The organism is Burkholderia sp. WSM2230 (assembly GCF_000472445.1).
Taxonomy (GTDB): Bacteria; Pseudomonadota; Gammaproteobacteria; order Burkholderiales; family Burkholderiaceae; genus Paraburkholderia.
In genome coordinates this window covers 197,797-222,283 of the sequence record NZ_AXAJ01000004.1, presented here as the reverse complement: position 1 = coordinate 222,283, position 24,487 = coordinate 197,797, and the positions used below count along the sequence as shown (strand labels likewise).

The 24,487-nt window shown below is 63.7% G+C and carries 23 protein-coding genes and 1 pseudogene; 12 read left to right on the top strand and 12 right to left on the bottom strand.

Annotated features, from left to right (window positions below):
• The first annotated feature begins 6 nt into the window (after positions 1–6).
• On the top strand, positions 7–1,740 hold the full coding sequence (locus A3AC_RS0111165) for a hypothetical protein (protein ID WP_025598911.1): 1,734 nt from the start codon (positions 7–9) through the stop codon (positions 1,738–1,740).
• Positions 1,741–1,812: 72 nt separating this feature from the next.
• On the opposite strand, the gene A3AC_RS0111160 is transcribed toward A3AC_RS0111165, so the two are convergent.
• Positions 1,813–2,319 (bottom strand): OmpA family protein, encoded by a 507-nt coding sequence (locus A3AC_RS0111160; RefSeq protein ID WP_025598910.1) that lies wholly within the window; start codon positions 2,317–2,319, stop codon positions 1,813–1,815.
• 238 nt (positions 2,320–2,557) lie between these two features.
• On the opposite strand from A3AC_RS0111160, the pseudogene A3AC_RS29155 reads away from it, so the two are divergent.
• The 6 genes and pseudogenes from A3AC_RS29155 to A3AC_RS0111130 all read left to right on the top strand — a co-directional run.
• A pseudogene (locus tag A3AC_RS29155) lies at positions 2,558–3,238 on the top strand (chorismate--pyruvate lyase family protein); the annotation flags it as partial.
• A 329-nt stretch (positions 3,239–3,567) separates the two neighbouring features.
• On the top strand, positions 3,568–4,041 hold the full coding sequence (locus tag A3AC_RS0111150) for a DNA-deoxyinosine glycosylase (RefSeq protein ID WP_025598907.1): 474 nt from the start codon (positions 3,568–3,570) through the stop codon (positions 4,039–4,041).
• Positions 4,038–4,949, top strand: a complete 912-nt coding sequence (locus A3AC_RS0111145) for a spermidine synthase (RefSeq protein WP_025598906.1) — start codon at positions 4,038–4,040, stop codon at positions 4,947–4,949. The genes A3AC_RS0111150 and A3AC_RS0111145 overlap by 4 nt, the downstream gene beginning before the upstream one ends.
• Before the next feature lie 553 nt (positions 4,950–5,502).
• Positions 5,503–5,742, top strand: a complete 240-nt coding sequence (locus A3AC_RS0111140) for a DUF3311 domain-containing protein (protein WP_025598905.1) — start codon at positions 5,503–5,505, stop codon at positions 5,740–5,742.
• The gene (mctP, locus tag A3AC_RS0111135) at positions 5,742–7,292 is read left to right on the top strand and encodes a monocarboxylate uptake permease MctP (RefSeq protein ID WP_025598903.1); all 1,551 of its coding nucleotides are present in this window, start codon (positions 5,742–5,744) and stop codon (positions 7,290–7,292) included. Before A3AC_RS0111140 ends, mctP begins: the two co-directional genes overlap by 1 nt.
• A 125-nt stretch (positions 7,293–7,417) precedes the next feature.
• Positions 7,418–8,617: an FUSC family protein gene (locus A3AC_RS0111130; protein ID WP_025598902.1), complete on the top strand. Its 1,200-nt coding sequence runs from the start codon at positions 7,418–7,420 to the stop codon at positions 8,615–8,617.
• A 22-nt stretch (positions 8,618–8,639) separates the two neighbouring features.
• Here A3AC_RS0111130 and A3AC_RS0111125 read toward each other — a convergent pair whose 3' ends face one another.
• The 5 genes from A3AC_RS0111125 to A3AC_RS0111100 form a co-directional block, all read right to left on the bottom strand.
• Positions 8,640–9,056 carry a VOC family protein gene (locus A3AC_RS0111125; protein ID WP_025598901.1) on the bottom strand — a complete coding sequence of 139 codons (417 nt, stop codon included), beginning with the start codon at positions 9,054–9,056 and terminating at the stop codon, positions 8,640–8,642.
• A gap of 551 nt (positions 9,057–9,607) precedes the next feature.
• A complete protein-coding gene (gene tal, locus A3AC_RS0111115) occupies positions 9,608–10,561 on the bottom strand; it encodes a transaldolase (protein WP_025598900.1) in 954 nt (317 codons plus the stop codon).
• 198 nt (positions 10,562–10,759) lie between these two features.
• The gene (locus A3AC_RS0111110; protein ID WP_025598898.1) at positions 10,760–11,989 is read right to left on the bottom strand and encodes a benzoate/H(+) symporter BenE family transporter; all 1,230 of its coding nucleotides are present in this window, start codon (positions 11,987–11,989) and stop codon (positions 10,760–10,762) included.
• A gap of 40 nt (positions 11,990–12,029) precedes the next feature.
• Positions 12,030–13,205, bottom strand: a complete 1,176-nt coding sequence (locus A3AC_RS0111105) for a vWA domain-containing protein (RefSeq protein WP_025598897.1) — start codon at positions 13,203–13,205, stop codon at positions 12,030–12,032.
• 36 nt (positions 13,206–13,241) lie between these two features.
• Positions 13,242–14,084 (bottom strand): AAA family ATPase, encoded by an 843-nt coding sequence (locus A3AC_RS0111100; RefSeq protein WP_025598896.1) that lies wholly within the window; start codon positions 14,082–14,084, stop codon positions 13,242–13,244.
• 313 nt (positions 14,085–14,397) lie between these two features.
• Here A3AC_RS0111100 and A3AC_RS0111095 point away from each other — a divergent pair, with 313 nt between their 5' ends.
• A complete protein-coding gene (locus tag A3AC_RS0111095; RefSeq protein ID WP_013338619.1) occupies positions 14,398–14,766 on the top strand; it encodes a c-type cytochrome in 369 nt (122 codons plus the stop codon).
• A 65-nt stretch (positions 14,767–14,831) separates the two neighbouring features.
• Positions 14,832–15,215 (top strand): c-type cytochrome, encoded by a 384-nt coding sequence (locus tag A3AC_RS0111090; RefSeq protein ID WP_025598895.1) that lies wholly within the window; start codon positions 14,832–14,834, stop codon positions 15,213–15,215.
• Between the two features lie 138 nt (positions 15,216–15,353).
• Here the strand turns inward: A3AC_RS0111090 and A3AC_RS0111085 are convergent, their stop codons facing one another.
• From A3AC_RS0111085 to rsxB, 3 genes are all read right to left on the bottom strand, one after another.
• Positions 15,354–15,788, bottom strand: a complete 435-nt coding sequence (locus tag A3AC_RS0111085) for a DUF1841 family protein (RefSeq protein ID WP_025598894.1) — start codon at positions 15,786–15,788, stop codon at positions 15,354–15,356.
• 198 nt (positions 15,789–15,986) lie between these two features.
• The gene (gene nth, locus A3AC_RS0111080) at positions 15,987–16,631 is read right to left on the bottom strand and encodes an endonuclease III (RefSeq protein ID WP_025598893.1); all 645 of its coding nucleotides are present in this window, start codon (positions 16,629–16,631) and stop codon (positions 15,987–15,989) included.
• A 25-nt stretch (positions 16,632–16,656) separates the two neighbouring features.
• Positions 16,657–17,604, bottom strand: coding sequence for an electron transport complex subunit RsxB (gene rsxB, locus A3AC_RS0111075; RefSeq protein ID WP_025598892.1), 948 nt, complete (start codon positions 17,602–17,604; stop codon positions 16,657–16,659).
• Between the two features lie 234 nt (positions 17,605–17,838).
• Between rsxB and A3AC_RS0111070 the strand changes: the two genes are divergently transcribed.
• On the top strand, positions 17,839–18,471 hold the full coding sequence (locus A3AC_RS0111070; RefSeq protein ID WP_025598890.1) for a TetR/AcrR family transcriptional regulator: 633 nt from the start codon (positions 17,839–17,841) through the stop codon (positions 18,469–18,471).
• Between the two features lie 142 nt (positions 18,472–18,613).
• Here the strand turns inward: A3AC_RS0111070 and A3AC_RS0111065 are convergent, their stop codons facing one another.
• A complete protein-coding gene (locus A3AC_RS0111065) occupies positions 18,614–19,891 on the bottom strand; it encodes a polyhydroxyalkanoate depolymerase (protein ID WP_025598889.1) in 1,278 nt (425 codons plus the stop codon).
• Positions 19,892–20,070: 179 nt separating this feature from the next.
• A complete protein-coding gene (locus A3AC_RS0111060; RefSeq protein WP_025598888.1) occupies positions 20,071–21,951 on the bottom strand; it encodes a glycoside hydrolase family 15 protein in 1,881 nt (626 codons plus the stop codon).
• Between the two features lie 249 nt (positions 21,952–22,200).
• Between A3AC_RS0111060 and A3AC_RS0111055 the strand changes: the two genes are divergently transcribed.
• Positions 22,201–22,446: a hypothetical protein gene (locus A3AC_RS0111055; RefSeq protein ID WP_025598887.1), complete on the top strand. Its 246-nt coding sequence runs from the start codon at positions 22,201–22,203 to the stop codon at positions 22,444–22,446.
• Positions 22,447–22,708: 262 nt separating this feature from the next.
• Here A3AC_RS0111055 and A3AC_RS29915 read toward each other — a convergent pair whose 3' ends face one another.
• Complete coding sequence (locus A3AC_RS29915; protein WP_084515434.1) at positions 22,709–22,861, bottom strand: DUF3096 domain-containing protein; 153 nt, start codon at positions 22,859–22,861, stop codon at positions 22,709–22,711.
• A gap of 268 nt (positions 22,862–23,129) precedes the next feature.
• Here A3AC_RS29915 and A3AC_RS0111045 point away from each other — a divergent pair, with 268 nt between their 5' ends.
• On the top strand, positions 23,130–24,440 hold the full coding sequence (locus A3AC_RS0111045; protein WP_025598886.1) for a lactonase family protein: 1,311 nt from the start codon (positions 23,130–23,132) through the stop codon (positions 24,438–24,440).
• Positions 24,441–24,487: the final 47 nt, after the last annotated feature.

Genomic DNA, 24,487 nt, shown 5'->3' with positions numbered 1-24,487 from the left:
ACGGCCATGCATCACCAAAGTTCATCAGGTGCGTCAGATTCCTCAGCCAATCGTGCGTTGCCGAACGATGCGCATGCACTGCATCAGCTTGGTCTTGCCTATTTCCGCGAGGGAGCGCTCGATCATGCCTGCAAGCAGCTCGACCTCGCATTGAATGTCGCGCCTGAGCGCCCGGACATCTGGGAGCACCGCGGGCTGCTTGCCGCGCTGCGCGGCGAACGGATCGCGGCTGAGGCGTTTTACTATCGGGCGCTGAACATCGGCGGCGGCAGCGCCAGCCTGCATCGGAATCTGGCGGATTGCCTGAAGCTGTCCGGCCGGCTTGACGAGGCGCGGCGGCACTATCTGAACGCACTCGGTTTCGAGCCTACGTTGCACCACGCCGTTCGCGCGCTCGCGCAAATCTGCGCGGAGCAGGGTCAGCATGCCGATGCGGCGGATTTCTGGCAGCGCGCGTGGGCGCTCGACTCGTCGAACATCGCGGACGCGTTCATGCTGACCGCGGCACTATCAAAGGCGGGGCGCGATGCAGAGCTTGATGCCATGTGGCCCACCCTGCGCGCACGCTGCGCCGAAGATGCCGACGCGCTCCAGCAACTCGCCTTCGCTCTGAACAGCGCGCAGCGTTTTGCCGAGGCGGTCAGCGTCGCGCGGCAGGGAATTGCACTTGATCCGTACCATGCCTCGTTGCATCACAATGCGTCGTTCGCGCTGAACATGCTGGGCGAATTCGAACAGATGCATAGGCACGCCACCGAGGCCGCGCGTCTCATGCCCGGCAACGCACTCATGCAGTTCAACTTGGCCGCGGCACAGCTTCGCGCGGGCGATTTCGGACGCGGCTGGAAACAGTACCGGTGGCATGACGCGCTGCCCGAGAACCATGACCTGGTTCGCCCAGCTTATCCCGAATGGCAAGGCGAGCGGGTGTTCGGCTGCCGGTTCCTGCTTGTCGGAGAACAGGGGCTTGGCGATCAGATCCAGTTTTTGCGCATGGCCGACTGGCTGCATCAGCGTGGCGCGCTGGTGGACGTGTGGGTCGAGGAGCCGCTGGCCGATGTGGCGCGTCACGCGGCCGGCGTGCATGCGGCGTGGACCACGGTGCCGCCCGGCCCGTACGACTACTGGTGCCGCATGCTGCGCATGCCCGCGCACATGAACCTCGAGTTATCCATGCTGCCGCTCGCCACGGCGTATCTGCAGGCTGAGCCGTCCAGGCTGCAACGCTGGGGCAACCGCCTCGCGGCGCTCGCTGCGCAGCCGGTGCCGCGCCCGTTCAGAAAGCGCGTCGGCATCGTGTGGGCGGGCAACCCGGCGTACGGGCTCGATCGCTATCGGTCCATTCCGTTGCGGCAATGGCGGCCGTTGTTCGAACAGCCTGGCGTGCGCTGGTTTTCGCTGCAGAAGGGCGATGCGCAGCACGATGCCGCAGCTTCGTCCGACGGTATCGAGATGCATTTGCTAGGCCCGGAGATTCATGACTTCACAGATACGCTAGCGATCATCCAATCGCTCGATCTCGTGATCACAGTGGATACCGCGGTTGCGCATCTGGCGGGCGCGTGCGGCACGCCGGTCTGGGTGCTGGTGCCCACATTCACGGATTGGCGCTGGATGGTCGCGCGCGACGATAGTCCGTGGTATCCGTCAATGCGCCTTTTCAGACAGCGCGAGTTGAACCAGTGGGACGCAGTGCTCGCTGATGTCGCACGAGCGCTAGGGGAATATGTCGAGGAATGAGCCGGACGCACTCTGCGCGTCCGGCTTCAGGTGTTGATGCGGGCGAGATTCGGCCCGCCGTCCTGCTGGTCCTTACTTCTTGCCCATCAAGGTTTCCATCGTCTCGCCGCGCACGACGATTTCCGTGCGACGATTGAGCGCGCGACCTTCCGGCGTGTCGTTGCTCGCAACCGGATTGTTGTACGCATTGCCCTTCGTGCGGATACGGTCCACCGATACGCCGCGCGCCACGAGCGCGTAGCCCACCGCGACCGCGCGCGCTTCGGAAAGCTGCTGGTTGTATTCGAGCGTGCCGACGTTGTCCGTATAACCTTCAACGATGATCGGCTTCTTGCTGCGCTTGAGCAGCACGGCGGAACGGTCGATGACCCCGCTCGCATCGCTGCGCACTTCCGACTTGTTGAAATCGAACAGCGCTTTCTCGGGCAGCTTGACGGCGACGCCGTCCGCGACGGGCGCGACCTCAATACCCGCGGCCTTGTTCAACGACGTCTCCGTGTCGCGGTTCAGCGGCGTTGTGCAGCCCGCCATCAACAGCACAGACAGTGCGCAGGCGCTGACACTCAGAAGTTTCTTCATGTTTATCCTCTCGTTCGTTTGCGGATCGGATGGCGAGCCCGCCAGCAGCGGGCCAATCGCCGGTTCGTAAAGCACGGAGGTTGTATCGTGCGTTGCGGTGGGCGGAGAATCGGACCTTTCCGAAATCGGCGCTCTGCTCGAGCGGTTTGATGCGGATGCGGCGGATATCGCGACTTGCCGGAAAAACCGCGCGTGGGCCTGGCAATGGTCCGACAGGGCGCCGTTATAATCCGATTCCATGCCTATCTGTTTCGATGCCGCCGACGCGCACTGGCGCGCCGTTCCCCTGCCTGGTTTCAGCGCCGCGCAAAAAGACTGGTTGACCCGCGGCGGTTCGTTGACCGCGCATCTGCGCGTGCTCGGCGCGGTCGCCGTGCGCGTCACGCGTGAACGCGTGGCGTTGCCCTGGGCCGACGAGCATGCTGCTCTGGGCCTTTGCGCGCGCGCGCCGGTGTGGGTGCGCGAGGTCGTGCTGTCGGTCGATGGCGTGCCGTTCGTCGCCGCGCACAGCGTTGCGCCTCTCGCCGCGAGCGTCGGCGTGTGGCAGGCCACGCGGCGTTTGCGCACGCGGCCGCTTGCCGAACTGCTGTATAGCGACAGCAGCGTCGCGCGATCGGCGCTGGTCAGCCGCCGCGTGACCGGGCGGCATCCGCTGTACCGCCTCGCCGCGCGGGAAATCGGCGCAATGCCGCCGCATGCATTGGTGGCGCGCCGTTCGGTGTTCGAGCGGCATGGTGCGCCGCTTCTCGTCACTGAGTGTTTCTTGCCGGCACTGTGGGCGCATCTGGCGTCGTTGTCGAAGGCGGCGGGGGAAGGGCGCTCGGGCGGCGATGCCGCAGATGCGAGTTACGGGGCGCATGCGCGTCTGCGCGAACACGGACGATCGCTCGAGCACACGGCTTCGCGCGCGCATGCCGCGGAAATGACTGGGGCGCGCGCCACGGCAACTGACCTGGCGCATGCCACGGCAAACACCGTGGCGCGCGCCGCAGCCAGCACCACGGCCAGCACCACGGCCAGCACGACGGCCAGCACCACGGCCAGCACCACGGCCAGCACCACGGCCAACACCCCGGCCAACACCCCGGCCAACACCGCGGCCAACACCGCGGCCAGTACCGCGGCCACCACCACGGCCACCACCCCGGCCAACACCCCGGCCAACACCGCGGCCAACACCGCGGCCAGTACCGCGGCCACCACCACGGCCACCACCCCAGCAAACTCCACCGCCAAACGGAGCCACTAATGCTGCGCGGCTTTCCTCCGGTCGTGGCCGCGGATACCCATACGCTGATTCTCGGCAGCTTCCCCGGCGAGGCGTCGCTTGCCGCGACGCAGTACTACGCGCATCCGCGTAACCAGTTCTGGCGCCTGCTTGGCGCGGTGCTCGACGAGCCGCTGGCCGAGCTCGCCTACGAAGAGCGCCTGCGGCGGCTGTTGTCGCGCGGCATTGGCGTGTGGGACGTGCTTGCTGCGTGCCATCGCGAGGGCAGTCTCGATGCGGCAATCCGCAATGCGCAGCCGAACGACTTTGCGTCGCTGCGCGAGCACTCGCCGAAGCTGCGCAAAGTCGCCTTCAACGGCAAGACGGCGGGCCGCTTCGCGCCCGTGATCGGCGCAGCGGGATACACGACGCTCGTGTTGCCTTCGTCGAGTCCGGCCAATGCTATGCTCTCGTTCGATCAAAAATTGCGCCTGTGGCGCGACATCCTTACATGACGAAACTCATCAAGCGCGCTTCGGCCGAGGCGCGTGCATTCCGCAATCGCAAAGCCCACGACGCGGGCAAACGCGCAACGGTGCGCAACAGCAAACGCGCATCGCACGAGGACGACCTGCACGACGCGCCGCAAATCGAAACGCCGCGCAAGCCGCGCTTTGCGCCCGTCACGTTCTCGGAAGAGGGCGGCGTGCGCTATCTGCATTTCGGCACGGAATGGGTGCAAGGGGCGATGCGTCTGCGCAAGCCGGATCACATCGAACTCGAATACGCGCAGCAGATGATGGCCTGGCTGCTCTTCATCGAAACGCCCAGGCGCATTGTGCAGCTCGGTCTCGGCGCCGCTGCGCTGACCAGGTTCTCGCACCGCTTCCTGAAGCGCGCAAAGGTCGAGGCGGTCGAAGTGAACCCGGCGGTCGTGGTGGCCGCGCGCACGATGTTCGGGTTGCCGCCAGACGACGCGCGCCTCACCGTGCACGAAACCGACGCGTGGGACTTCGTCAACGACCGCGCGAACCACGGCACGATCGGCGCATTGCAGATCGATATTTACGATGCGACGGCGCGCGGTCCCGTACTCGATAGCGTCGGCTTTTACCGTGCGGCGCGCGCGTGTCTGACAGAGGCGGGCGTGGTGACGGTCAACCTGTTCGGCGATCACCCGAGCTTCGTGCGCAACATGAAGCGCCTGAACGAAGCGTTCGACGGTCGCGTGGTCGCCTTGCCAGAAGTGCATGACGGCAACCGCATCGCGATCGCGTTCTCGGGTCCCGCACTCGAGGTGCCGTTCACGGCGCTGCACGCGCGCGCAAAGCTGATCGAGGCACAGCTAGGCTTGCCGGCGCGCAAGTGGATCAAGGGTCTGCAGGAATCGACCGGGCAGACGGGGGCGTCGTTCGTGATCTGAGCGGGGCACGCCCTGAAGCGGCCGGGCCGGCAGTGCCCGGCTACATATGCAAAATACCGTCGCATCCACGCGACGGCAACCGAGGCTGCTATCCATCGCGCATCGACGCGGCGTCCGGCCTTTTTCGCGGCGCGCGCGAAGGCAAGCAAAGCTCGCCAGCCCGCCGTGGCCGGCACCAGCGCGCCGCACGCCGGCATTCGCCGCACCACCTCTTCACGACCTGGCGCCCGTCGAAGCGTCATTCAAGCGGCTGCGACAGCCTCATCATTCGACCAGCGCGCCGCTTGCCAGCATCCACCGCGCCACCTCTTTACGGCCTCGCGTCCGCTGAACCGTCATTCAACGCGCTGCAACGCCCGCCTGATTCGCCTCGGGTCCGCCCTGCTTGACCGCACGTTCGCGGCTCCTATACTCTTTCGAGGCTTTCGGGGCACTCGTGTCCCGTGCGGGGCGATCCTCCGCGGGCGTGCTACCGCGAGGCGGCTCTCCGCTTTGGGGTCCACCACCCGTCGAACACGGGCCAACATTTCAATAATAGGGAAGAGGAGACGTCATGGCTCACGACGCCGACGCGAACAAAGCCAGCAAGCACTGGCTCTGGCTGTTGCTGTTGCCCTGGATCGCCATGGTCTGGGTGCCGTCGTATAACAAGGTCGAACCGGTTCTGTTCGAGTTTCCGTTCTTCTACTGGTATCAGCTCCTCTGGGTGCTGATCAGCGCGATCATCACCGCAATCGTGTACTTCAAGACCAAGACGCGCCCGTCGGGCCGTCCGCAAGGAGACGCACGATAATGAACGCCATTGCAACTTTCGTCTTCGTTCTGTTTTTCATCGGCGTCACGATTCTCGGGTTCATCGCGGCGCACTGGCGGCGCGGCGATCTCGCCCATCTGGAAGAGTGGGGCCTGGGCGGCCGGCGCTTCGGCACCATCGTTACGTGGTTCCTGCTGGGCGGCGACCTGTACACGGCGTACACGTTCATCGCGGTGCCGGCGCTGGTGTTCGGTGCGGGCGCAACGGGTTTCTTCGCACTGCCGTATACGATCCTGATCTATCCGTTTGCGTTCGTCGTGTTCCCGAAGCTGTGGAGCATTGCGAAACGTCAAGGCTACGTGACGTCGGCGGACTTCGTGTCGGCCCGCTACGGCAGCCGCATGCTCGCGCTCGCCATCGCCGTGACCGGCATCGTCGCGACGATGCCCTACATCGCGCTGCAACTGGTCGGCATCGAAGTGGTGATCGGCGCGCTCGGCTTCGACACGAAGGGCTTTGTCGGCGACCTGCCGCTGATCATTGCGTTCGCGATTCTCGCCGCGTACACGTACACGTCGGGCCTGCGCGCGCCGGCCATGATCGCGGTGGTCAAGGACGTCCTGATCTACATCACGATCTTCGCCGCGATCATCGTGATTCCGCCGCAACTGGGCGGCTTCGGCCACATCTTCGGTGCTGTGCCGCCGGCCAAGCTGCTGCTGAAGGCGCCGGACGTATCCAGTCTGAACGGCTATAGCGCGTATGCGACGCTCGCGGTCGGTTCGGCGCTCGCGTTGTTCCTTTACCCGCACTCGATCACGGCGGTGCTGTCGTCGAAATCGGGCAACACGATCCGCCGCAATATGGCGATGTTGCCGGCTTACTCGCTGGTGCTCGGTCTGCTCGCGCTGCTCGGCTTCATGGCGCTCGCTTCGGGCGTGAAGGACATGCCGGAATTCGCGCCGTACTTCAAGGCGTTCGGTCCGAACTTCGCGGTGCCGGCGCTGTTCCTGCACTTCTTCCCGTCGTGGTTCGTCGGCGTGGCGTTCGCGGCCATCGGCATCGGCGCGCTGGTGCCGGCGGCGATCATGTCGATTGCGGCAGCGAACCTGTACACGCGCAACATCCATAAGGAGTTCGTCAACCGCAACATGACGCACGACCAGGAGACCAACGTCGCCAAGCTGGTCTCGCTGATCGTCAAGGTAGGCGCGGTGGCGTTCATTCTCGGCTTGCCGCTCACGTATGCAATCCAGTTGCAGTTGCTCGGCGGTATCTGGATCATCCAGACGCTGCCCGCTATCGTCCTCGGACTGTACACGCGCGTGCTCGACTATCGCGGCCTCCTGCTCGGCTGGGCAGCGGGCATCGCGACGGGTACGTGGATGGCGATTTCGCTGAAGCTCGCCGGCTCGATCTTCACGGTTCACCTGTTCGGCATGGCGATTCCGGGCTATGCGGCGGTGTGGTCGCTGATCGTGAATCTGGTGGTGGCGGTCGTCGTGAGCCTGCTGGTGCGCGCGTTCGGCATGCAGCGCGCCGAAGACCGTACGCGTCCGGAAGACTATCTGGACGTGGTCGAAAGCTAAGCCTCGACGCCAGCAAACCAGGCGCCCGCGGACCGACATCCGCGGGCGTTTGTGTTTGTACTTCCGCCGCACTCCAGGGCACGATAGCGGGACTTCCTTCGAAAGCGCTGCCCGCTGCCGCCGCCATGGCCTCTGCCGATTCCCGCCCTGTCGTTCCGCGTCGCCCGGCGGTGAGCCGCATGGTCCGCGCGATCACGTCGCCGTATTACCGCTACCGGCACGCAAAAGTCCTGCACAGTCTGCGGGTGGGGCTGGCGATGCTGTTCTCGATTCTCGCGACCACCGGTATCGACATTCCGCACGGTATCTGGTCGTCGGTGACGTTGCTGGTGGTGATCGGCGGCCTGCAGCATCATGGCAATATCCGCAAGAAAGCGGCGGAGCGGGCCGCGGGCACGCTGCTGGGCGCGTCCATCGGGTTGCTGTTGATCGTGCAGCAGAATCTGATCGGCTCGCTGCCGCTCACCTACGTGTTGATGTCGATCGTCGCCGCGGTCTGCGCGTGGTTTGCGATCGGCTCGTCCGGCTATATCGGGCTCCTGACGGCCATCACGATGTGCATCGTCGCCGGGCATGGCGACAATCTGATCGACGTCGGCCTGTGGCGTACGTTGAACGTGCTGATCGGCATTGTGATCGCGCTCGCGTTTTCATTCGCGCTGCCGTTGCACGCCACTTATTCGTGGCGCTACGGGCTCGCGGCCAATCTGCGTGAATGTGCGCGCATTTACACGCGTTTGCTGGACGGCGAATCGATCGGCGAAGAGGAGCAGGTCAGGCGCTTTGTCGAGATCAACCGGCGGCTCGTGCAGTTGCGCTCGCTGATGCCTTCGGTGGCGAAGGAGATCGACGTGCCGCAGGCGAAGCTCGAGGAGATTCAGCGCTTGCATCGTTCGGTGCTTAGCTCGCTGGAACTGCTGGCGACCGGTCCGTTGATGCAGGCCGGCGCCGCCGCGCGTGCCGCCTATGCGCGACGTTGCGGCACCGAGGTGCAGGCCGTGCGTGCGATCTTGCTGGCGACTGCACGCAGCCTGCGCTTTGGCCGGACTCATCGTTTTGGGGTTGTGGCGGGTGGCGTGCCGGGAGCCGACGCTCCCGCGGTCGACGCCCGGCCAACTACTGCTCCCAGGGCCGGCAGTTTCACTGCGCCGCCGCTTCCGCGGGCGCCCGGCCACGCGGCGCCTGCGCTGCCGCCCGATCTGCAAGGACCCTATTGGCTCGGGCAGCGGCTCGCGGAACAGGTGGAGCGCTTACGCGCGGCGCTCTCCGACACTGAGCCCAACTGGAACATCGAGCGGCATTCGCGGATCCTGCCGAAGGCCTAGGTGAGCTGCCGCAGGCGCCTGCTCACTCGTGGGGCAGGGTCACCATCCACATCAGACCAAAGCGGTCCACCACCATGCCGAATCCCTTGCTCCAGAAGGTTTCGCCCCAGGGCATGACGATCTGGCCGCCGTCGGCAAGCGCGTTGAAGTACTTTTGCGCCGATGCGGTATCGTCCGCGGTCAGCGACAGACTGAAGCCGCTCATCGGTTTCGCGTCCTGATCGCAATTGCCGTCGGACGCCATCCACTGGGTCGAGCCCATCTGCACATTCGCGTGCATAATCTTGTCCTCGACGCCGGGACGCGGCGCGTTCTGCGGATCAGGCGGCGCGTCCTTGAAACGCATCATGAACGTGACCTCGGCGCCCAGGTGCTGGCGGTAATAATCGAGCGCTTCTTCGCAACGCCCGTTGAAGAACACATACGGTTGAACTTCCATCGTCGTCTCCCGGAATACGGATGTGAAACGCCCTGATGCCGAACGGCAAACAAATGGCAGGCGTGCAGATCATTGTAGGCAACGGCGTTCGAGCAATTGTGACTTTGTGTCGCGAGGAGAAGACAGCGTGCGGCGCGCGCTGGCGGGAGGCAGCGGTCGAGGGAACAGGCGGTGTTAACTGGTGATGAGCGGGTGGCCAGCGGGCGGCGGACGGACGGTGAGCGGGGGCTGGACGCGCGCACGACGATGGGCGAGCAGCCGGTAGGCAGTTGGGCGCCGGATGGCGGACCGGTAGTCACCCGGCGCTGGACGGGCGGTAGGCGACGGTCAGCGGGCGGTTGACCAGCGGTACGCGCCCGGTAAAGCACTGTCCGGCCCGGAACCGCCAGCTCCGGGACCCGCAGATCTCGCTACGCCATGGACGCCCGCATCGGCGGCCATGGTTGCCTGGCGCAGCGGTGCAACGGTGCAGCGGCGCAACAGCGCAACGGCGCAACAGCGCAACAGCGCAACAGCGCAACAGCGCAACGGCGCGACCGTGCGCCCGAGGCTTAACGCAGCGCTTCGATCAGCTTTTCCAGCTTGACCGCGTCCGCAGCAAACGCACGAATGCCTTCGGCAAGCTTTTCGGTCGCCATGGCCTCGTCGTTGACGAGGAAGCGGAACGACGGCTCGTCGACCGGCACGCGCTCGATGTTCGCGTCCTTCGAGCTTTCTGGCGAGAGCTTGCGTTCGACCTTGTCGGTGCTTTCATGCAGCTTTTGCAGCAGTTCCGGGCTTATGGTCAGCAAATCGCAGCCGGCCAGTTCCAGAATCTGACCGGGGGTGCGAAAGCTCGCGCCCATCACCTCGGTCTTGTAGCCGAACTTCTTGTAGTACGCGTAGATGCGGCGCACCGACTGAACGCCCGGGTCGTTCGCACCGCCGTCTTTCGCTTCGTCCCACGCGCTGCCGGCATTTTTCTTATACCAGTCGTAAATACGGCCGACGAACGGCGAGATCAGCTTCGCGCCCGCCTCCGCGCACGCCGCGGCCTGGGCGAGCGAGAACAGCAGCGTCATGTTGCAGTTGATGCCTTCCTTTTGCAGCACTTCGGCGGCGCGCACGCCTTCCCATGTGGAGGCCAGCTTGATCAGCACGCGTTCGCGGTCGATGCCGTGGTCCTTGTAGAGCGCGATCAGTTCGCGGCCTTTGGCGATGGAAGCCTGCACGTCGAACGAGAGACGCGCATCCACTTCGGTCGACACGCGGCCCGGGATGATCTTCAGGATTTCGGTGCCGAACGCGATCAGCAACTGGTCGATGATCGCGCCCATCGGCTTGGACGCATGATCTTTCACCGTCTTTTCGAGCAGCGGACGGTAGTCGTCTTTCTGCACGGCCTTCAGAATCAGCGACGGGTTGGTGGTGGCGTCCCGCGGCTTGTATTGCGCGAGTTGCTGGAAGTCGCCGGTATCGGCCACCACCGTGGTGTACTGCTTGAGTTGATCGAGTGCGGTTGTCATATTCGTGCCTTTAGGGCGCATGCGCCACGGTTCAGGAGAATGAGTTGCCGCCGGATTGAAAGACCGCTTCAGGTCCGGCGGCCGCGGGTCACGCTGCAGCGCTCACCCGATGTTGCAGGGAAACGCTGCCGGATGCTTCTATTTTATGGCGGATCGCCTGATGCAGTATTGACAGCGTGCGCCGCCGATCCGTTCACGCTATTTCGGGCCAGGGCGCCGCGCATTCAGCACGACTTGTGTCACCACCCCCGCGACCAGACCCCAGAACGCGGAGCCGATGGACAACAGCGTGAGCCCGGACGCCGTCACCATGAAGGTGACGAGCGCCGCTTCGCGCTGCCTTGCATCCTGCATCGCGTTGGTCAGGCCGCTCATGATCGAGCCGAACAGCGCCAGCGCCGCCACGGAGACGACGAGCTCGCGCGGGAACGCCGCGAACAGCGCCGCAATTGTCGCGCCGAACACGCCGGCGATCAGATAGAAAATACCGCACCACACGGCGGCCGTGTAGCGCTTGTCGCGGTTCTCGTGCGCTTCGGGCCCGGTGCAGATCGCCGCCGTGATCGCGGCAAGATTGATGCCGTGCGAGCCGAACGGCGCGAGCAGCAGCGACACGATGCCGGTCGTCGAAATCAGCGGCGCGGACGGTGTGGCGTAGCCGTCGGCGCGCAACACCGCAATGCCGGGCACGTTCTGCGACGCCATCGCCACAACGAAAAGCGGAATGCCGATGCTGATGCTGGCGGCGAGCGAAAACGCCGGCATGGTGAACACCGGCTGCGCGAGCGTGACCTTGAAGTGGCTGAAATCGAGCAGCCCGAGCACGCCCGCCGCAATCGTACCGGCGATCAGCGTCAGCGGAATCGCATAACGCGGCGCACTGCGTTTGACGACCAGGTAAGTCAGAAACATCGTCAGCACGAGCGCGGTCTGGAACTGCGCGGCGCGAAAAATCTCAATGCCGATTTCGAAGAGGATGCCCGCCAGCAGGGCGGCGGCGATACCTGCCGGAATTTTCTTCATCAGCGTGTCGAACCAGCCCGTCAAACCGACGACGGTGAGCAACAGCGCACAGACGATAAATGCGCCGATTGCCTGCGCGTAAGGCACGTGCGGCAGCGACGAGACAAGCAGCGCCGCACCGGGCGTCGACCACGCGATCACGATCGGCGCGCGAAAACGCAGCGACAGACCGATGGTGCAGACCGCCATGCCGATCGACAACGCCCAGATCCACGACGAAATCTGCGCGTTGGTGAGATGCGCGGCCTGGCCGGCCTGGAACATCAGGACGAGAGAACTCGTGTAGCCGGTCATCATCGCAACGAAGCCCGCGACGACAGCGGACAGCGAGGTGTCGGCGAGAGGATTGAAACGGCCGGGCGAAATGCCGGCGGCGGCCAGTTCAGGCGATGATGAGCGGCGCATGCAGATACTTTCTTGTGGTTGAGGGTGGCGCAGAGCGCGGTTATTTACTCAGAATGCGCATGGCCGCTTCCAGGCCGGCCAGAGTGAGCGGGTACATGCGGTGGCCGAGCACTTCGCGAATCGCGCTGACAGACTGGCGATACGGCCACAAGCCTTCCGGTTCGGGGTTGAGCCATGCATGATGCGGAAAGTGATCCGCGAGCCGGCGCAGCCATACGGCGCCCGCCTCGGCGTTGTTGTATTCGACCGAGCCGCCTGGCTGCAGCACTTCATACGGGCTCATGGTCGCGTCGCCGACAAAGATCAGTTTGTAGTCGGACGTGAACTTGTGCAGCACGTCCCACGTCGGCGTGCGCTCGGCGTGGCGGCGCCGGTTGTTCTTCCACAGGAAGTCGTACACGCAGTTGTGGAAATAGTAGAACTCGAGGTGCTTGAACTCGGCCTTGGCGGCGGAAAAGAGCTCCTCGGTACGTTTGATGTGATCGTCCATCGAGCCGCCCACGTCGAGCAGCATCAACACCTTCACCTTGTTGTGGCGTTCGGGCACCATCTTCAGGTCGAGCCAGCCGGCGTTCGCGGCGGTGCTGCGGATCGTGTCGGGCAGATCCAGCTCTTCGGCCGCGCCCTCGCGCGCGAAGCGGCGCAAGCGACGCAGCGCGACCTTGATATTGCGCGTGCCGATTTCCACCTGGTCGTCGTAATCGCGGTAGGCGCGCGCTTCCCACACCTTCACGGCCGTGCGGTTACCCGCCGAGTCGCCGCCGATGCGCACGCCTTCCGGGTTATAGCCGCCGTTGCCGAACGGCGAGGTGCCGCCGGTGCCGATCCACTTATTGCCGCCTTCGTGCCGCTCTTTCTGTTCGTCGAACAGTTGCTTCAGGCGCTCCATGAGCTTGTCGATGCCGCCCATGGCCTCGATCTGCGCTTTTTCTTCCGGCGACAAGTCGCGTTGCAGCTTCTTCTTCAACCAGTCGAGCGGCACGTCGAACGCAAGTTCCGAGGTCTTAGCGACTCCGTTGAAATAGGCGCCGAATGCCTGGTCGAACTTGTCGAAATACTGCTCGTCCTTCACGAGCGTCATGCGCGCAAGGTAATAGAAGTCGTCGAGCGACGGCGCGATGACATTGGCTTTGAGCGCCTCGAGCAGCGTCAGGTATTCCTTCACCGACACGGGCAGCTTCGCGGCGCGCAGCGAGTAGAAGAAGTCGATCAGCATGCTGGGTCCTCTGCGGCGCGAGCACTCAATAGAAGTTCAACGGTTATTGCGATTCATGAAGATGAGCCGCTCGAACAGGCTCACGTCCTGCTCGTTCTTCAGCAGCGCGCCGGCGAGCGGCGGAATGATCTGCTTCTGATCCGCGGAGCGCAGCGCTTCGGGCGGGATGTCTTCGGCGAGCAGCAGCTTGAGCCAGTCGAGCAGTTCCGACGTCGACGGTTTCTTTTTCAGCCCCGCCACGTTGCGCAATTCGAAGAAGCTCTGCATGGCGGCAGCCAGCAGTTCCTTCTTGATGCCGGGGTAATGCACCTCGACGATCTGCTGCATCGTGGCCGGATCGGGAAACTTGATGTAATGGAAAAAGCAGCGGCGCAGGAAAGCGTCGGGCAGTTCCTTCTCGTTGTTCGACGTGATGATGACGAGCGGCCGCTGCTTTGCGCGCACGAGTTCGTGCGTCTCGTACACGTAGAACTCCATGCGGTCGAGTTCGCGCAGCAGGTCGTTCGGAAACTCGATGTCGGCCTTGTCGATCTCGTCGATCAGCAGCACCGTTTGCTGTTCCGACTCGAACGCCTGCCACAGCACGCCCTTCACGATGTAGTTGCGAATGTCCTTGACGCGTTCGTCGCCGAGCTGCGAATCGCGCAGGCGCGACACCGCGTCGTATTCGTACAGACCCTGCTGAGCCTTGGTGGTCGACTTGATATGCCACTGCAGGAGCGGCATGCCGAGCGCCGCGGCGACCTCTTCGGCCAGCATGGTTTTCCCGGTGCCGGGCTCGCCTTTGATTAGCAGCGGGCGCTTGAGCGTCATCGCGGCGTTGACCGCGAGCTTGAGGTCGTCGGTGGCGACGTACTGCGATGAGCCTTCGAAACGCATGGCGAGGTGCTCTCTGGCGTGAGAAAAAACCCAGTATAAGTCAGAAGCCCTGTTGGCTTGCACCCGGCTCGCGTAAGGTTGCAGCCGCGCTGCCTGCCGTGCCTTGCGGGCGGCGCGCGCGTGGCGCGACGCGGGTGCCGGCACTGGCGCACCGGCGCGTACGCCCCGCGCGGTGGACGTTCGGCGCGGCGACGCGGTACAATTAGCCCGATTTTTTTGGCCTGCGTGGCTCCCTATAAGAAAACGGCGAGAAAAACAGCGCGGGCCGTTGCCTTTTTGGGCGCCCGTTTCCCCTCAAGCCAGGTTACATGCTATGAACAAATTCGTCGGCAAACACGTCGTGATCGCAGCGCTGTCGGTGCTCGCGGGCTATGCGGCCAGTGCGCAGGCAGCGGATGTCGTCGGCAACGCGAAAGCGGGCCAAGGCAAGGTCGCGATGTGTATTGGCTGCCACGGCATCCCTGAATATCGCACGGCTTACCCTGAGGTGTACCGCGTGCCCATGTTGGGCGGCCAGAATCAGGCGTACCTCGAAAACGCGCTGCGCGGCTACAAGAAGGGCGACCGCCACTTCGAAACGATGCATGCGATCACCGCATCGCTATCGGATCAGGACATCGCCGACATCGCTGCTTACTATGCAGCGCAAAATTCCTCATCGAAGAGCAATCCCGACAAGTGACAACTGACTGGCTGCGGTTATCCAATCAGTCACACGGCTATTAAATTCGCGGGATAGGAGAATTCATGAATAAGCCCCAACAGGCACTCCACACGGTGTTCAAGGCTGCATGCGCGTCGGCGGCAGTATTCGGTCTGTTTGCAGCGAGCGTCGCCCACGCGGCCGACGCCGGCAACGGCAAGGTGCTGTCCGAGAGCCACAACTGCGCGGCATGTCACGGCCCGAACCTGAACAAGCCGGTGAGCCCGGAATATCCGAAGCTCGCCGGTCAGCACTCAGACTACGTCTACTGGGCGCTGCGTCAGTATCAAATGGGTAACGGCAACCCGCACATGGGCCGCAACAACGCGATCATGCAGGCGCAGGTGCAGAGCCTGTCGCAGAGCGACATGAAAGACATCGCGGCTTATATCGAATCGCTGAAGGGCGATCTCGTGCAGAAGAAGTAAGCGCACCGCGCCGCAACTGACGGCGCCGCCGCTCCGGCGATTGCAGAAAAACACAACGTTGCAATGCACCGCTTCAACACCCCGCTCTTGCGGGGTGTTTTGCTTTTGAGGCGTGACTTTCGGGCTTGCGCGGGTTGGCTAGTCGCGTGTCGCGCGGCGTTCGATCCGCTGCAAATACGCGTCCGTGTCGGGCGGCATGCCGCTGCGCTGCGCTTCCCAGATGGTTTCGCCGAGGCACTCCATGATTGCGTGCTGCGCGTCGTGTGTCGAACCGAGCCGGGCGGCGAGGCGCTCATGCGCGGCGCGAATGCCTGGCGGCTGGTCGATCGACAACTGCTCGCTGATGGCCAGATGCATCGACAGATGCAAAAACGGATTGGTCTGCCCGCGCTCGGGTGAGTAGTCCTGCGCCTGGGCGGCCTCGGCATCGGCCAGGTCCGCGTGATACTCGGGGTGCTCGCTGATCCAGTCGGCGGCAATCGCTTCGAGCGGCGTCAGGATCTCGCCATGGCGCTGCTTGCGCCAGGTCTCGGTGAAGAATTGACGGACTTCGTCGCGGCTGGGATTGAACATCGTGGGACCGGTGGCTCGAGTGGGAGTGTGACAAGAATGCGGCGCACGCACACAGCTACGAGGTGCTGCAACGACGCGCGGTTGGCGGTCGCCTTTTGCCGCGGCGTGTACCGCAGCCGGCGTAACGCCGTGGTGCGTCTGCGGGTGCAACGCATCATTTTACGCGCCGGCGCAACAGCCCGCTGAGCATGCCCCGCCTCAGAGGTCGGGCGGCGGCGTCTTCGGCCGGAATTCGCACAGCGGCTCGATCGCACAATGCCAGCACTCCGGCCGGCGGGCCTTGCATACATAGCGGCCGTGCAGGATCAGCCAGTGATGCGCGTCCTTCTTGAACTCTGCAGGCGTGAATTTTTCGAGCGCCGTTTCGACTGCGCGCACGTCTTTGCCGGGCGCAAGCCCGGTTCGATTGGCAACCCGAAAGATATGCGTGTCGACGGCGATAGTCGGATGACCGAACGCAGTGTTCAGAATCACGTTGGCCGTCTTGCGTCCGACGCCCGGCAGGCTTTCCAGCGCCTCGCGATTCTCGGGCACCTCGCCGCCGTACTGGTCGAGCAGAATGCGGCAAGTCGCGATCACGTTCTTTGCCTTGTTGCGGTACAGGCCAATCGTCTTGATGTAGTTCGCGACGCCTTCCTCGCCGAGTTCAAGCACTTTCTGCGGTGTGTTCGCGACCGGAAACATCTTGCGCATCGCCTTGTTGACCGACACGTCCGTCGCTTGCGCCGACAGCAGCACGGCGATCAGCAGTTCGAACGGTGTCGTGTACTCCAGTTCGGTGGTGGGATGCGGATTGATGCTCTGAAGCGTTTCGTAGATGGCGCGGCGTTTGTTCGCATTCATACTAAGCGGGCAGAGGCGGTTGCTGTTAGCGCGGGTTGCGCGTGCTGGCCGGTGCTGGCGGCGCGTCCTGGTTGGTGGCGTCGGCGGCGTTGGCAGCATTGGCCGTGGGGTTGTCGGCAAGTCCGAGACGGCGCCGGCGTGCTTCCGCGGCGTCGATCTGTGCCTGCACGTCCGCGCTGACATGTTCCGTGTTCAACGGCCCCTGGCCTTTGGCCGCGAGCTCTTCCTTCTTCTTGCGCGCGCGTTCGAGCGCGGCCTGGATGATCGCGCGTTTCTTTGCTTCGGCGTCGTCGGTGGCGGATGCGGGCGATGTCGCCGACGCTGGCGCAACGCCCGGCGGCGCGCCGGCAGCCATACCAGCAGCCGCGCCGGCCGCGGTGCCGCGAGCGGAGCTTGTACCACTGCCTGCACTCCCAGCGCTGCTTCGCCGCGCCGCAACACGTGCCTCCGCGGCTTCGCGCTCGCGCGCGAGACGCGCCTCGCGCCGGTTGTGCCGCTCGCGTGCCGCGTCGGCCTGCGGCTGGCTCCATGCGTCCCAGCCGGTTGCCTCGCCGGTAACCGTCGGCATCGAAATGCAATCGACCGGGCAGGGCGGCACGCAAAGGTCGCAACCCGTACACAACTCGGCGACAACCGTGTGCATGTGTTTCGGTGCCCCAACTATTGCGTCGACGGGGCACGCCTGCATGCACAACGTGCAGCCGATGCAGATCTGTTCGTCGATCAGCGCCAGCGGACGCGGCCGTTCGACGCCATTGGCGGGATTGAGCGGAATGACTGGCTTGCCGAGCAGGGCAGCAAGCCGTGCGACGCCTTCAGCACCGCCGGGCGGGCACTGGTTGTAGCCGGCTTCGCCGCGTGCGACGGCCTCCGCGTATGGACGACAGGCGGGGTAACCGCACTTCGTGCATTGCGTCTGGGGAAGCAGATCTTCAATGCGATCTGCGAGTGTCTTGATCTCTGTCACGGTCACGATGTGTTGCCAAGCGGGACTCGGCGGGCGGCCGCACAGCTTGAACTAAATAGCACATTATCGCCGATTTCCCCAATTGCCATCCGCAATCCATGTGCCATAATCGAAGCGCTTATTTCGAAAGACCGCAGAAGGGTTTTCCCCCAACCAGCCCGTCCAGTGCTGTCGGTGCAAGGCCCGAGGAGAGGCCGGCGGTGCGATCCGGATAACGCGGCTCACGAAGACAATGCCACCATGAATCAGCCGAAAATCAAAAGAGATCCTGAAGGCACCCGGCGCCGCATTCTGCTTGCGGCAGCCGAAGAGTTTGCAAATGGTGGGCTATTCGGCGCGCGCGTCGATCAGATCGCCCGCCGCGCTGAGACGAATGAACGCATGCTTTACTACTACTTCGGTAGCAAGGAGCAGCTTTTCACGGCAGTACTCGAGCACGCGTTCAGCGCGCTCAACGAAGCGGAACGCACGCTGGAGTTGAACGGCATTGCACCGGTGGAGGCCGTCACGCGTCTCGCGCATTTTGTGTGGGACTACTATCGGGATCATCCCGAACTGCTGCGCCTCGTCAATAACGAAAATCTGCATGAGGCGCGTTATATGCAGAAGTCCACGCGTATCCGCGAAATGATTTCGCCGATTGTCGCCACGCTCGGCAGCATTCTCGAGCGTGGCCAGCGCGCGGGCCTGTTTCGTACCAATGTCGATCCGCTGCGTTTTTACGTGACGCTCTCGGGCATGGGCTACTACATCGTGTCGAACCGCTTCACGCTCGAAGCCACGCTCGGCCGCGATTTCAGCAGTCCGAGCGAACGCAGCGAAGTGATCCAGATGAACACCGAACTACTGCTCGCTTATCTGTTGCGAAAGTAGTAGGGCGCCTCGTGCTGGCCATGCAAAGTGGCCGCGCGGCGGTATGCGGTGCGTGTGCGGTCACGCGTCACGAAATAGGAAAAAAAACGGCCTCCCGTCAGGAGGCCGTTTTCACAAAGCTGCTCGTGTGTGGGCAGGCCGCTCACACCTCGGCTTTTTCCTTCACGACCTTCGGCGCCTTGTTGTGCTCGAGGATAAAGTCGCGCAACTGCGGATAGATGATCGTGCGCCAGCGGCGGCCCGAAAAGATGCCGTAGTGGCCGCACTTTTCCGCCGTGAAGTGGCGCCTGTTTTTCTCCGGAATGCCGGTGCACAACTCGTGTGCGGCAAAGGTTTGGCCGTCGCCGGAAATATCGTCCAGTTCGCCTTCTATCGTGAAGAGCGCCGTTTTCGTGATGTCCTGCGGCCGCACGCGTTCGCCGGCCACGTCCCACGTGCCCTCGGCGAGGCGGAATTCCTGGAACACGACGCGGATCGTGTCGAGGTAGTAATCGGCGTCCATGTCGAGTACCGCGTTGTACTCGTCATAGAAGCGGCGATGCGCTTCGGCGTCGTCTTCGTCGCCGCGCAAGAGGCTCTGGTAGAAGTCCCAATGCGACGCCGCGTGACGTTCCGGATTCATCGCGACGAAACCCGTGTGCTGCAGAAAGCCTGGGTACACCTTGCGGCCGACGCCCGGATAGTTCGGCGGTACCGTGAAGATCACGTTGTTCTCGAACCACTCGTACGAGTGCTGCGTGGCGAGCGAATTCACCGAAGTTGGACTCTTGCGCGCGTCGATGGGGCCGCCCATCATCGTCATGGTGCGCGGCGTGTCTTCGCCGCGGCTCGCCATCAGCGAAATGGCGGCCAGCACCGGCACGGTCGGCTGGCAGACGGAAATCACATGCAGGTTCTTCGCGCCGATGTGGCGGATGAATTCCTGGATGTACGCGATGTAGTCTTCAAGATGGAACTCGCCGTCTTCGAGCGGCACCATGCGCGCGTCGATCCAGTCGGTCAGATAGACCTTGTGGTCTTGCAGCAACGTGCGCACTGTGTCACGCAGCAGCGTGGCATGGTGCCCCGACAACGGCGCGCACACCAGCACGACCGGTTCGTCTTTCAGTTGGGTTACGGCCTCGCTGTCGTCCGCGAAACGCTTGAAGCGCATGAGGCGGCAGAACGGCTTCTCGATGATCGTTTGTTCGATGATCGGGATGTTGTGGCCGTCCTTGACGATCTGATGGAGGTTGAATTCCGGCTTCTCGTAGTCTTTACCGAGCCGGTAGAGCAGTTCGTAACCGGCGGAAAGACGCGTGGCGCCAGGCACATAGGCCAGCGGGCTCGCAGGGTTCGCGAACGATTTCGACGCGGCCTGAGCCCAGGCGGTAAGCGGGCTCAGCATAGCCCGCTGGAATTCGTGGAGTTGATAGAGCATGGGTGCTCCGTTTTAAGCGGTTCGCATGGGGCTTCGCAAACACGCGTGTGGCGTTGCGGCGGGCCATATTGGTTGTTGGCACATTGTTATTGGCCGACAGACGGTTCGATCATATAGAAACCAGCGTACTTGTGCAATGCAGCAATCCACTGTTGTCGATCCGCAAAAGTGTCATTGAATCATGCTACTGGCGATGCTGCCGTGTCGCTATCGGGGCTTGCAGCAGCCTCAAGATCCGCATGCTCCGTGCCGTTATGAGACGGCTGGCCCGTCGCCCGCGCCATTGCCTGTTCATGCTTCATCAGGTTCAGACCGGTGTTGACGAGCGCCACGTGCGAGAACGCCTGCGGGAAATTGCCGACGAGGCGCTTTTGCGCCGGGTCGTATTCTTCCGCGAGCAGCCCCACGTCGTTGCATAAGCCGAGCAGCCGTTCGTACATCGCAATGGCTTCGTCGAGGCGCCCTAGCAACGCCAGGTTGTCCACCATCCAGAACGAACAAGCCAGAAACGTGCCTTCGCCGGGAGGCAGGCCGTCGTCGAATTCAGTGGTGCGGTAGCGCATCACGAAGCCGTCGTGCATCAGGTCGCGTTCGATCGCCTCCACGGTGCCCTTCACGCGCGGATCGTGCGGCGACAAAAAACCGACCAGCGGCAGCAACAGCAGGCTCCCGTCCAGCCGATCGCTGCCGTAAGTCTGCGAAAACGCGTTGAGCGAAGGATTCCAGGCCTTCTCGCAGACTTCCGCATGAATCTGCGCGCGGGTGGCGCGCCATTCGTCGAGCGGGCCTTTCAGATCGAACATTTCCGCGGAGGCCAGCGCGCGGTCGAACGCGACCCACGCCATCACCTTCGAGAAGGTGAAATGCTGGCGCCCGCCGCGCGTTTCCCAGATGCCTTCGTCCGGCTGCTGCCAGATGCTGCCGAGGTGGCGCAGCAGCGCGCATTGCACGTTCCACGCCGTGTCGTCCGCCTGCAGGCCGCCCACCCGCGCGAGATGCAGCGCGTTCATCACTTCGCCATACACGTCGAGCTGCAGTTGGCCGACCGCGTTGTTGCCGATGCGCACCGGCTTCGCGCCCTGGTAGCCGGGCAGCCAGTCGACCTCGAACTCGGGCAGGCGCCGCTCGCCGGCGAGCCCGTACATGATCTGCAACTGGTCGGGCGCGCCCGCCATCACCCGGCCGAGCCAGCTGCGCCAGGCGCGCGCCTCGTCGTAATAGCCGCCGCGCATCAGCGCGAGCAGCGTGATGGTGGCATCGCGCAGCCAGCAGTAGCGGTAGTCCCAGTTGCGCGTGCCGCCCAGCTGTTCCGGCAGGGACGTCGTGGGCGCGGCGACGATGCCGCCGGTCGGTTCGTACGCGAGCGCCCGCAGCGTGACCAGCGAGCGGCGGATCGGCTCGGCCCATCTTCCTTCGATGGTGCCGCGCGCCGCCCACTCGAGCCAGTGATTCTCGGTACGCGCGAGCGCCGTGTGCGGATCGCGCGCGGGCGGAAGCCGCAGATGCGAGGCCGAGTAGGCGAGCGAGAAGGGCACGCGCTCGCCTTCGCTGACGGTGAATTCCGCCACCGTTTTCATATTCTCGCCGCGCAGATCGACAGGCGTGCGCAGCACGGCGTTGTCCGGACCGACAAGCGCGCGAATTCCGCTCTCGTGCTTCAGACGGTCGACCCACGGAATGGAGAAGCCATAGTCGAAGCGCAGCACCAGTTCCATCTTCATGCGCACGGTGCCGCGCTTGCCCACGACGATGCGCACCATTTCCGACCAGCCGTTGCCCGGCGGCATGAAGTCCACGAGCGTGACCGCGCCGTCCGGCGTTTCGAAGTCCGTTTCGAGGATCAGCGTTTCGCCGCGATAACGGCGGGTGATGGTCGGGGGCGTGTCCGAGTCCGGGCAGATCAGCCAGCGGCCGTGGTCCGGCGTGCCGAGCAGCGCAGCAAAGCAGGCGCCGGAGTCGAAGCGCGGCCAGCAGAGCCAGTCGACGGAACCTTCGCGGGAAACCAGCGCGGCCGTGTGGCCGTCGCCAATGAGCGCATAGTCTTCGATGAGTGCGGGCATGGGCGTGTGTATCAATGCCTTCAGTGCGTTTCAGTAGCTGGCGCAGCGAGTTCGGCCGCGCCCCGTTCGTTGTTCGTTCCGGACTCGCGCGTTGCCGTTTGGTTCACCACCGCACAATGCGGCAAAACGCGGGTTGCAATTGTCAAACTGCTGCCTACAATCAGTAATCCAGCCAACACCTAAAACTTCCGGGTTTGCGAAGCCGGCTTACCCATCGCGTATGCACACGCCGTTTGGAGGACGAAAGCCATGCTGAATCCGTCAAAATCCGACTGCATCACGATTCTCTCCGCCGCGAGCCAGCTCGCGGACGATTCAATGCTCCCACTCGATCATGGCCGCCTGGGCCTGAGCCGCAACGGCATGCGGGCCGCCGCGAGCTTTCTGATCGAACGGGCCTGCTTCCGGCGCTATCAGGACGGTGACGGTCATTATGCCGTCGGCGCGCTATCGTTGCAGGGACGCTTGCGCCTGGAACAGCTCGCGAACGGCTGACTCCGGCGTTCGACGCACCGGCGCTCGAGATCCGGGCCGCGCCGGATGCGGTGCGCCGTGTGAACGCAGCACATCTATTGCAAATGCGCGCGAACTACCCGCACCGGTGTGGCGGCGTGCGGCCGCACGAGCATTTGCTACGCCTTCTTCGCTGACCGGGTGCGCCCGCACGCCATAGCGCATCTGCGGCATCCCGATCCGCTTCATCCACGCCTCCTTGCTAACGACGGAAGCCGGGCCTGCCTGCGCCCGGCCCCCCTCGTCAGAAATGCGACGAACTCACGCCAAAAATACCGATGATCCCGATGATGATCAGATAAAGCGCGACGATGTAGTTCAAGAGTCGCGGCATCACGAGAATCAGAATGCCGGCAATCAGGGAAACCAGCGGGCCGAGGCTGAGGGTTATGTTCATGAAGACTCCGTAGTGTGGTGACTCGCGATTAAAAACGTCCCGTTCAGGCGGGACAATTGCTACCGATGCAGCCGCCATGCCGCGCAACGGAGCACCGCCCGACACAGCGCCGCCCGGAGCGCCGACGCAAGACGCCGGACGCTTCACTGCATGATCCGTTGCAACGCTTTTATACTTGCCCGACAACAACCACGCTCGAGCGCCGCGCGGCAGACCAGAGACACGATTACAACCGCTTTACGCAAACAACCCATGTAAAGGAGGTCGTATGCTTGGTCGTCACCGGGCCGCTGTGGATGCTGCGCAAGGTCTTGATGGGTCTTCCTGGTATTCCGAGGCTGACTTTACTTCACGGCGGGCACGCAGTTGGACTGCAATGCGCTCCGCCCGCTCGATCATAAAAGGTTTCGCGCTCATGGTCTCGATTGTCGCTTCGTCCGCGTTTGCGCAAGATGCCGGCTCCGGTGCGGTTGCCGCCGACGGCGTGTACGACCTGCTGGTCGGCACCTACACCGGAGGCAAGAGCGAAGGCTTATACGTCTATCGCTTCGACACGAAGACCGGCGACGCGACACGCGTATCGGTCGCGCAGACGGTGAACCCGTCGTACCTCGTGGTGAGCCGCGACCGCCGCTTCGTGTACGCGGTCAACGAGTTGCCCGGCGACAACGGACCGGCCACCCAGCGCGGCGGCATCAGCGCGTTTCGCTTCGATGCCGCGAGCGGCCAGTTGAGCTTTCTGAACAAGGTATCCGCCGATGGCAACGACCCCTGCTATCTGAGCCTTTCGCCGGACGGCAAGTATCTGCTTGCCGCGAACTATTCGGTGGCGGCCGACCCTGGCGGCAGCTTCGCGGTGTTTCCGGTGCAGGCCGACGGCCAGCTCGGTGCGTCGCTGCTCACTGTGCATCATGAAGGTGGCGGTCCGGTAAAGGGGCGCCAGGACAACTCGCACGTGCATTCCACCGTGTTTTCGCCGGACGGGCACTATCTCTTTGCGCAGGATCTCGGTGCAGACAAGCTGTACTCGTACCGCTATACGCCTGACGGCAGCCGCGGCCTGTTCGGTCCGACCGACTGGCGCTACACCCCGCAAAAACCGGGCAGCGGCCCGCGGCATCTTGTATTCGGCGCGGACGGCAAGCACGCGTATTTGACGAGCGAACTCACCGCGACCGTCAGCACGTTCGATTACCAGGACGGCAAGCTGACGCAGGTGCAGACCGTTCCGCTGACCGAGCCCGGCTTCAAGGGCGCGGTAGGTGCGGCGGCGATCCATCTGTCGCCGGACGGGCGCTTTCTTTACGCAACCAATCGCGGCGATGCGAACGAGATCGTGATCTTTTCAGTCGACGCCGCGAATGGGCATCTGAAGAAGATCGGTCATCAATCGAGCCTCGGCAAGGCGCCGCGCGAATTTGCGATCGATCCGACCGGCAAGTGGCTGATCGTCGGCAATCAGAACAGCGACACTGTCTATGTCTTCCGGCGCGATCAGGAAAGCGGGCTGCTCGAAGCGAATCCGAAGCGTATCGAGATCGGCTCTCCGGTGGATTTCAAGCTGGTGTCGCCGTCTTAGGCGAGGGGCGCTGAATCCGAATGGCAACGGGCCGCTTTTTGGCGGCC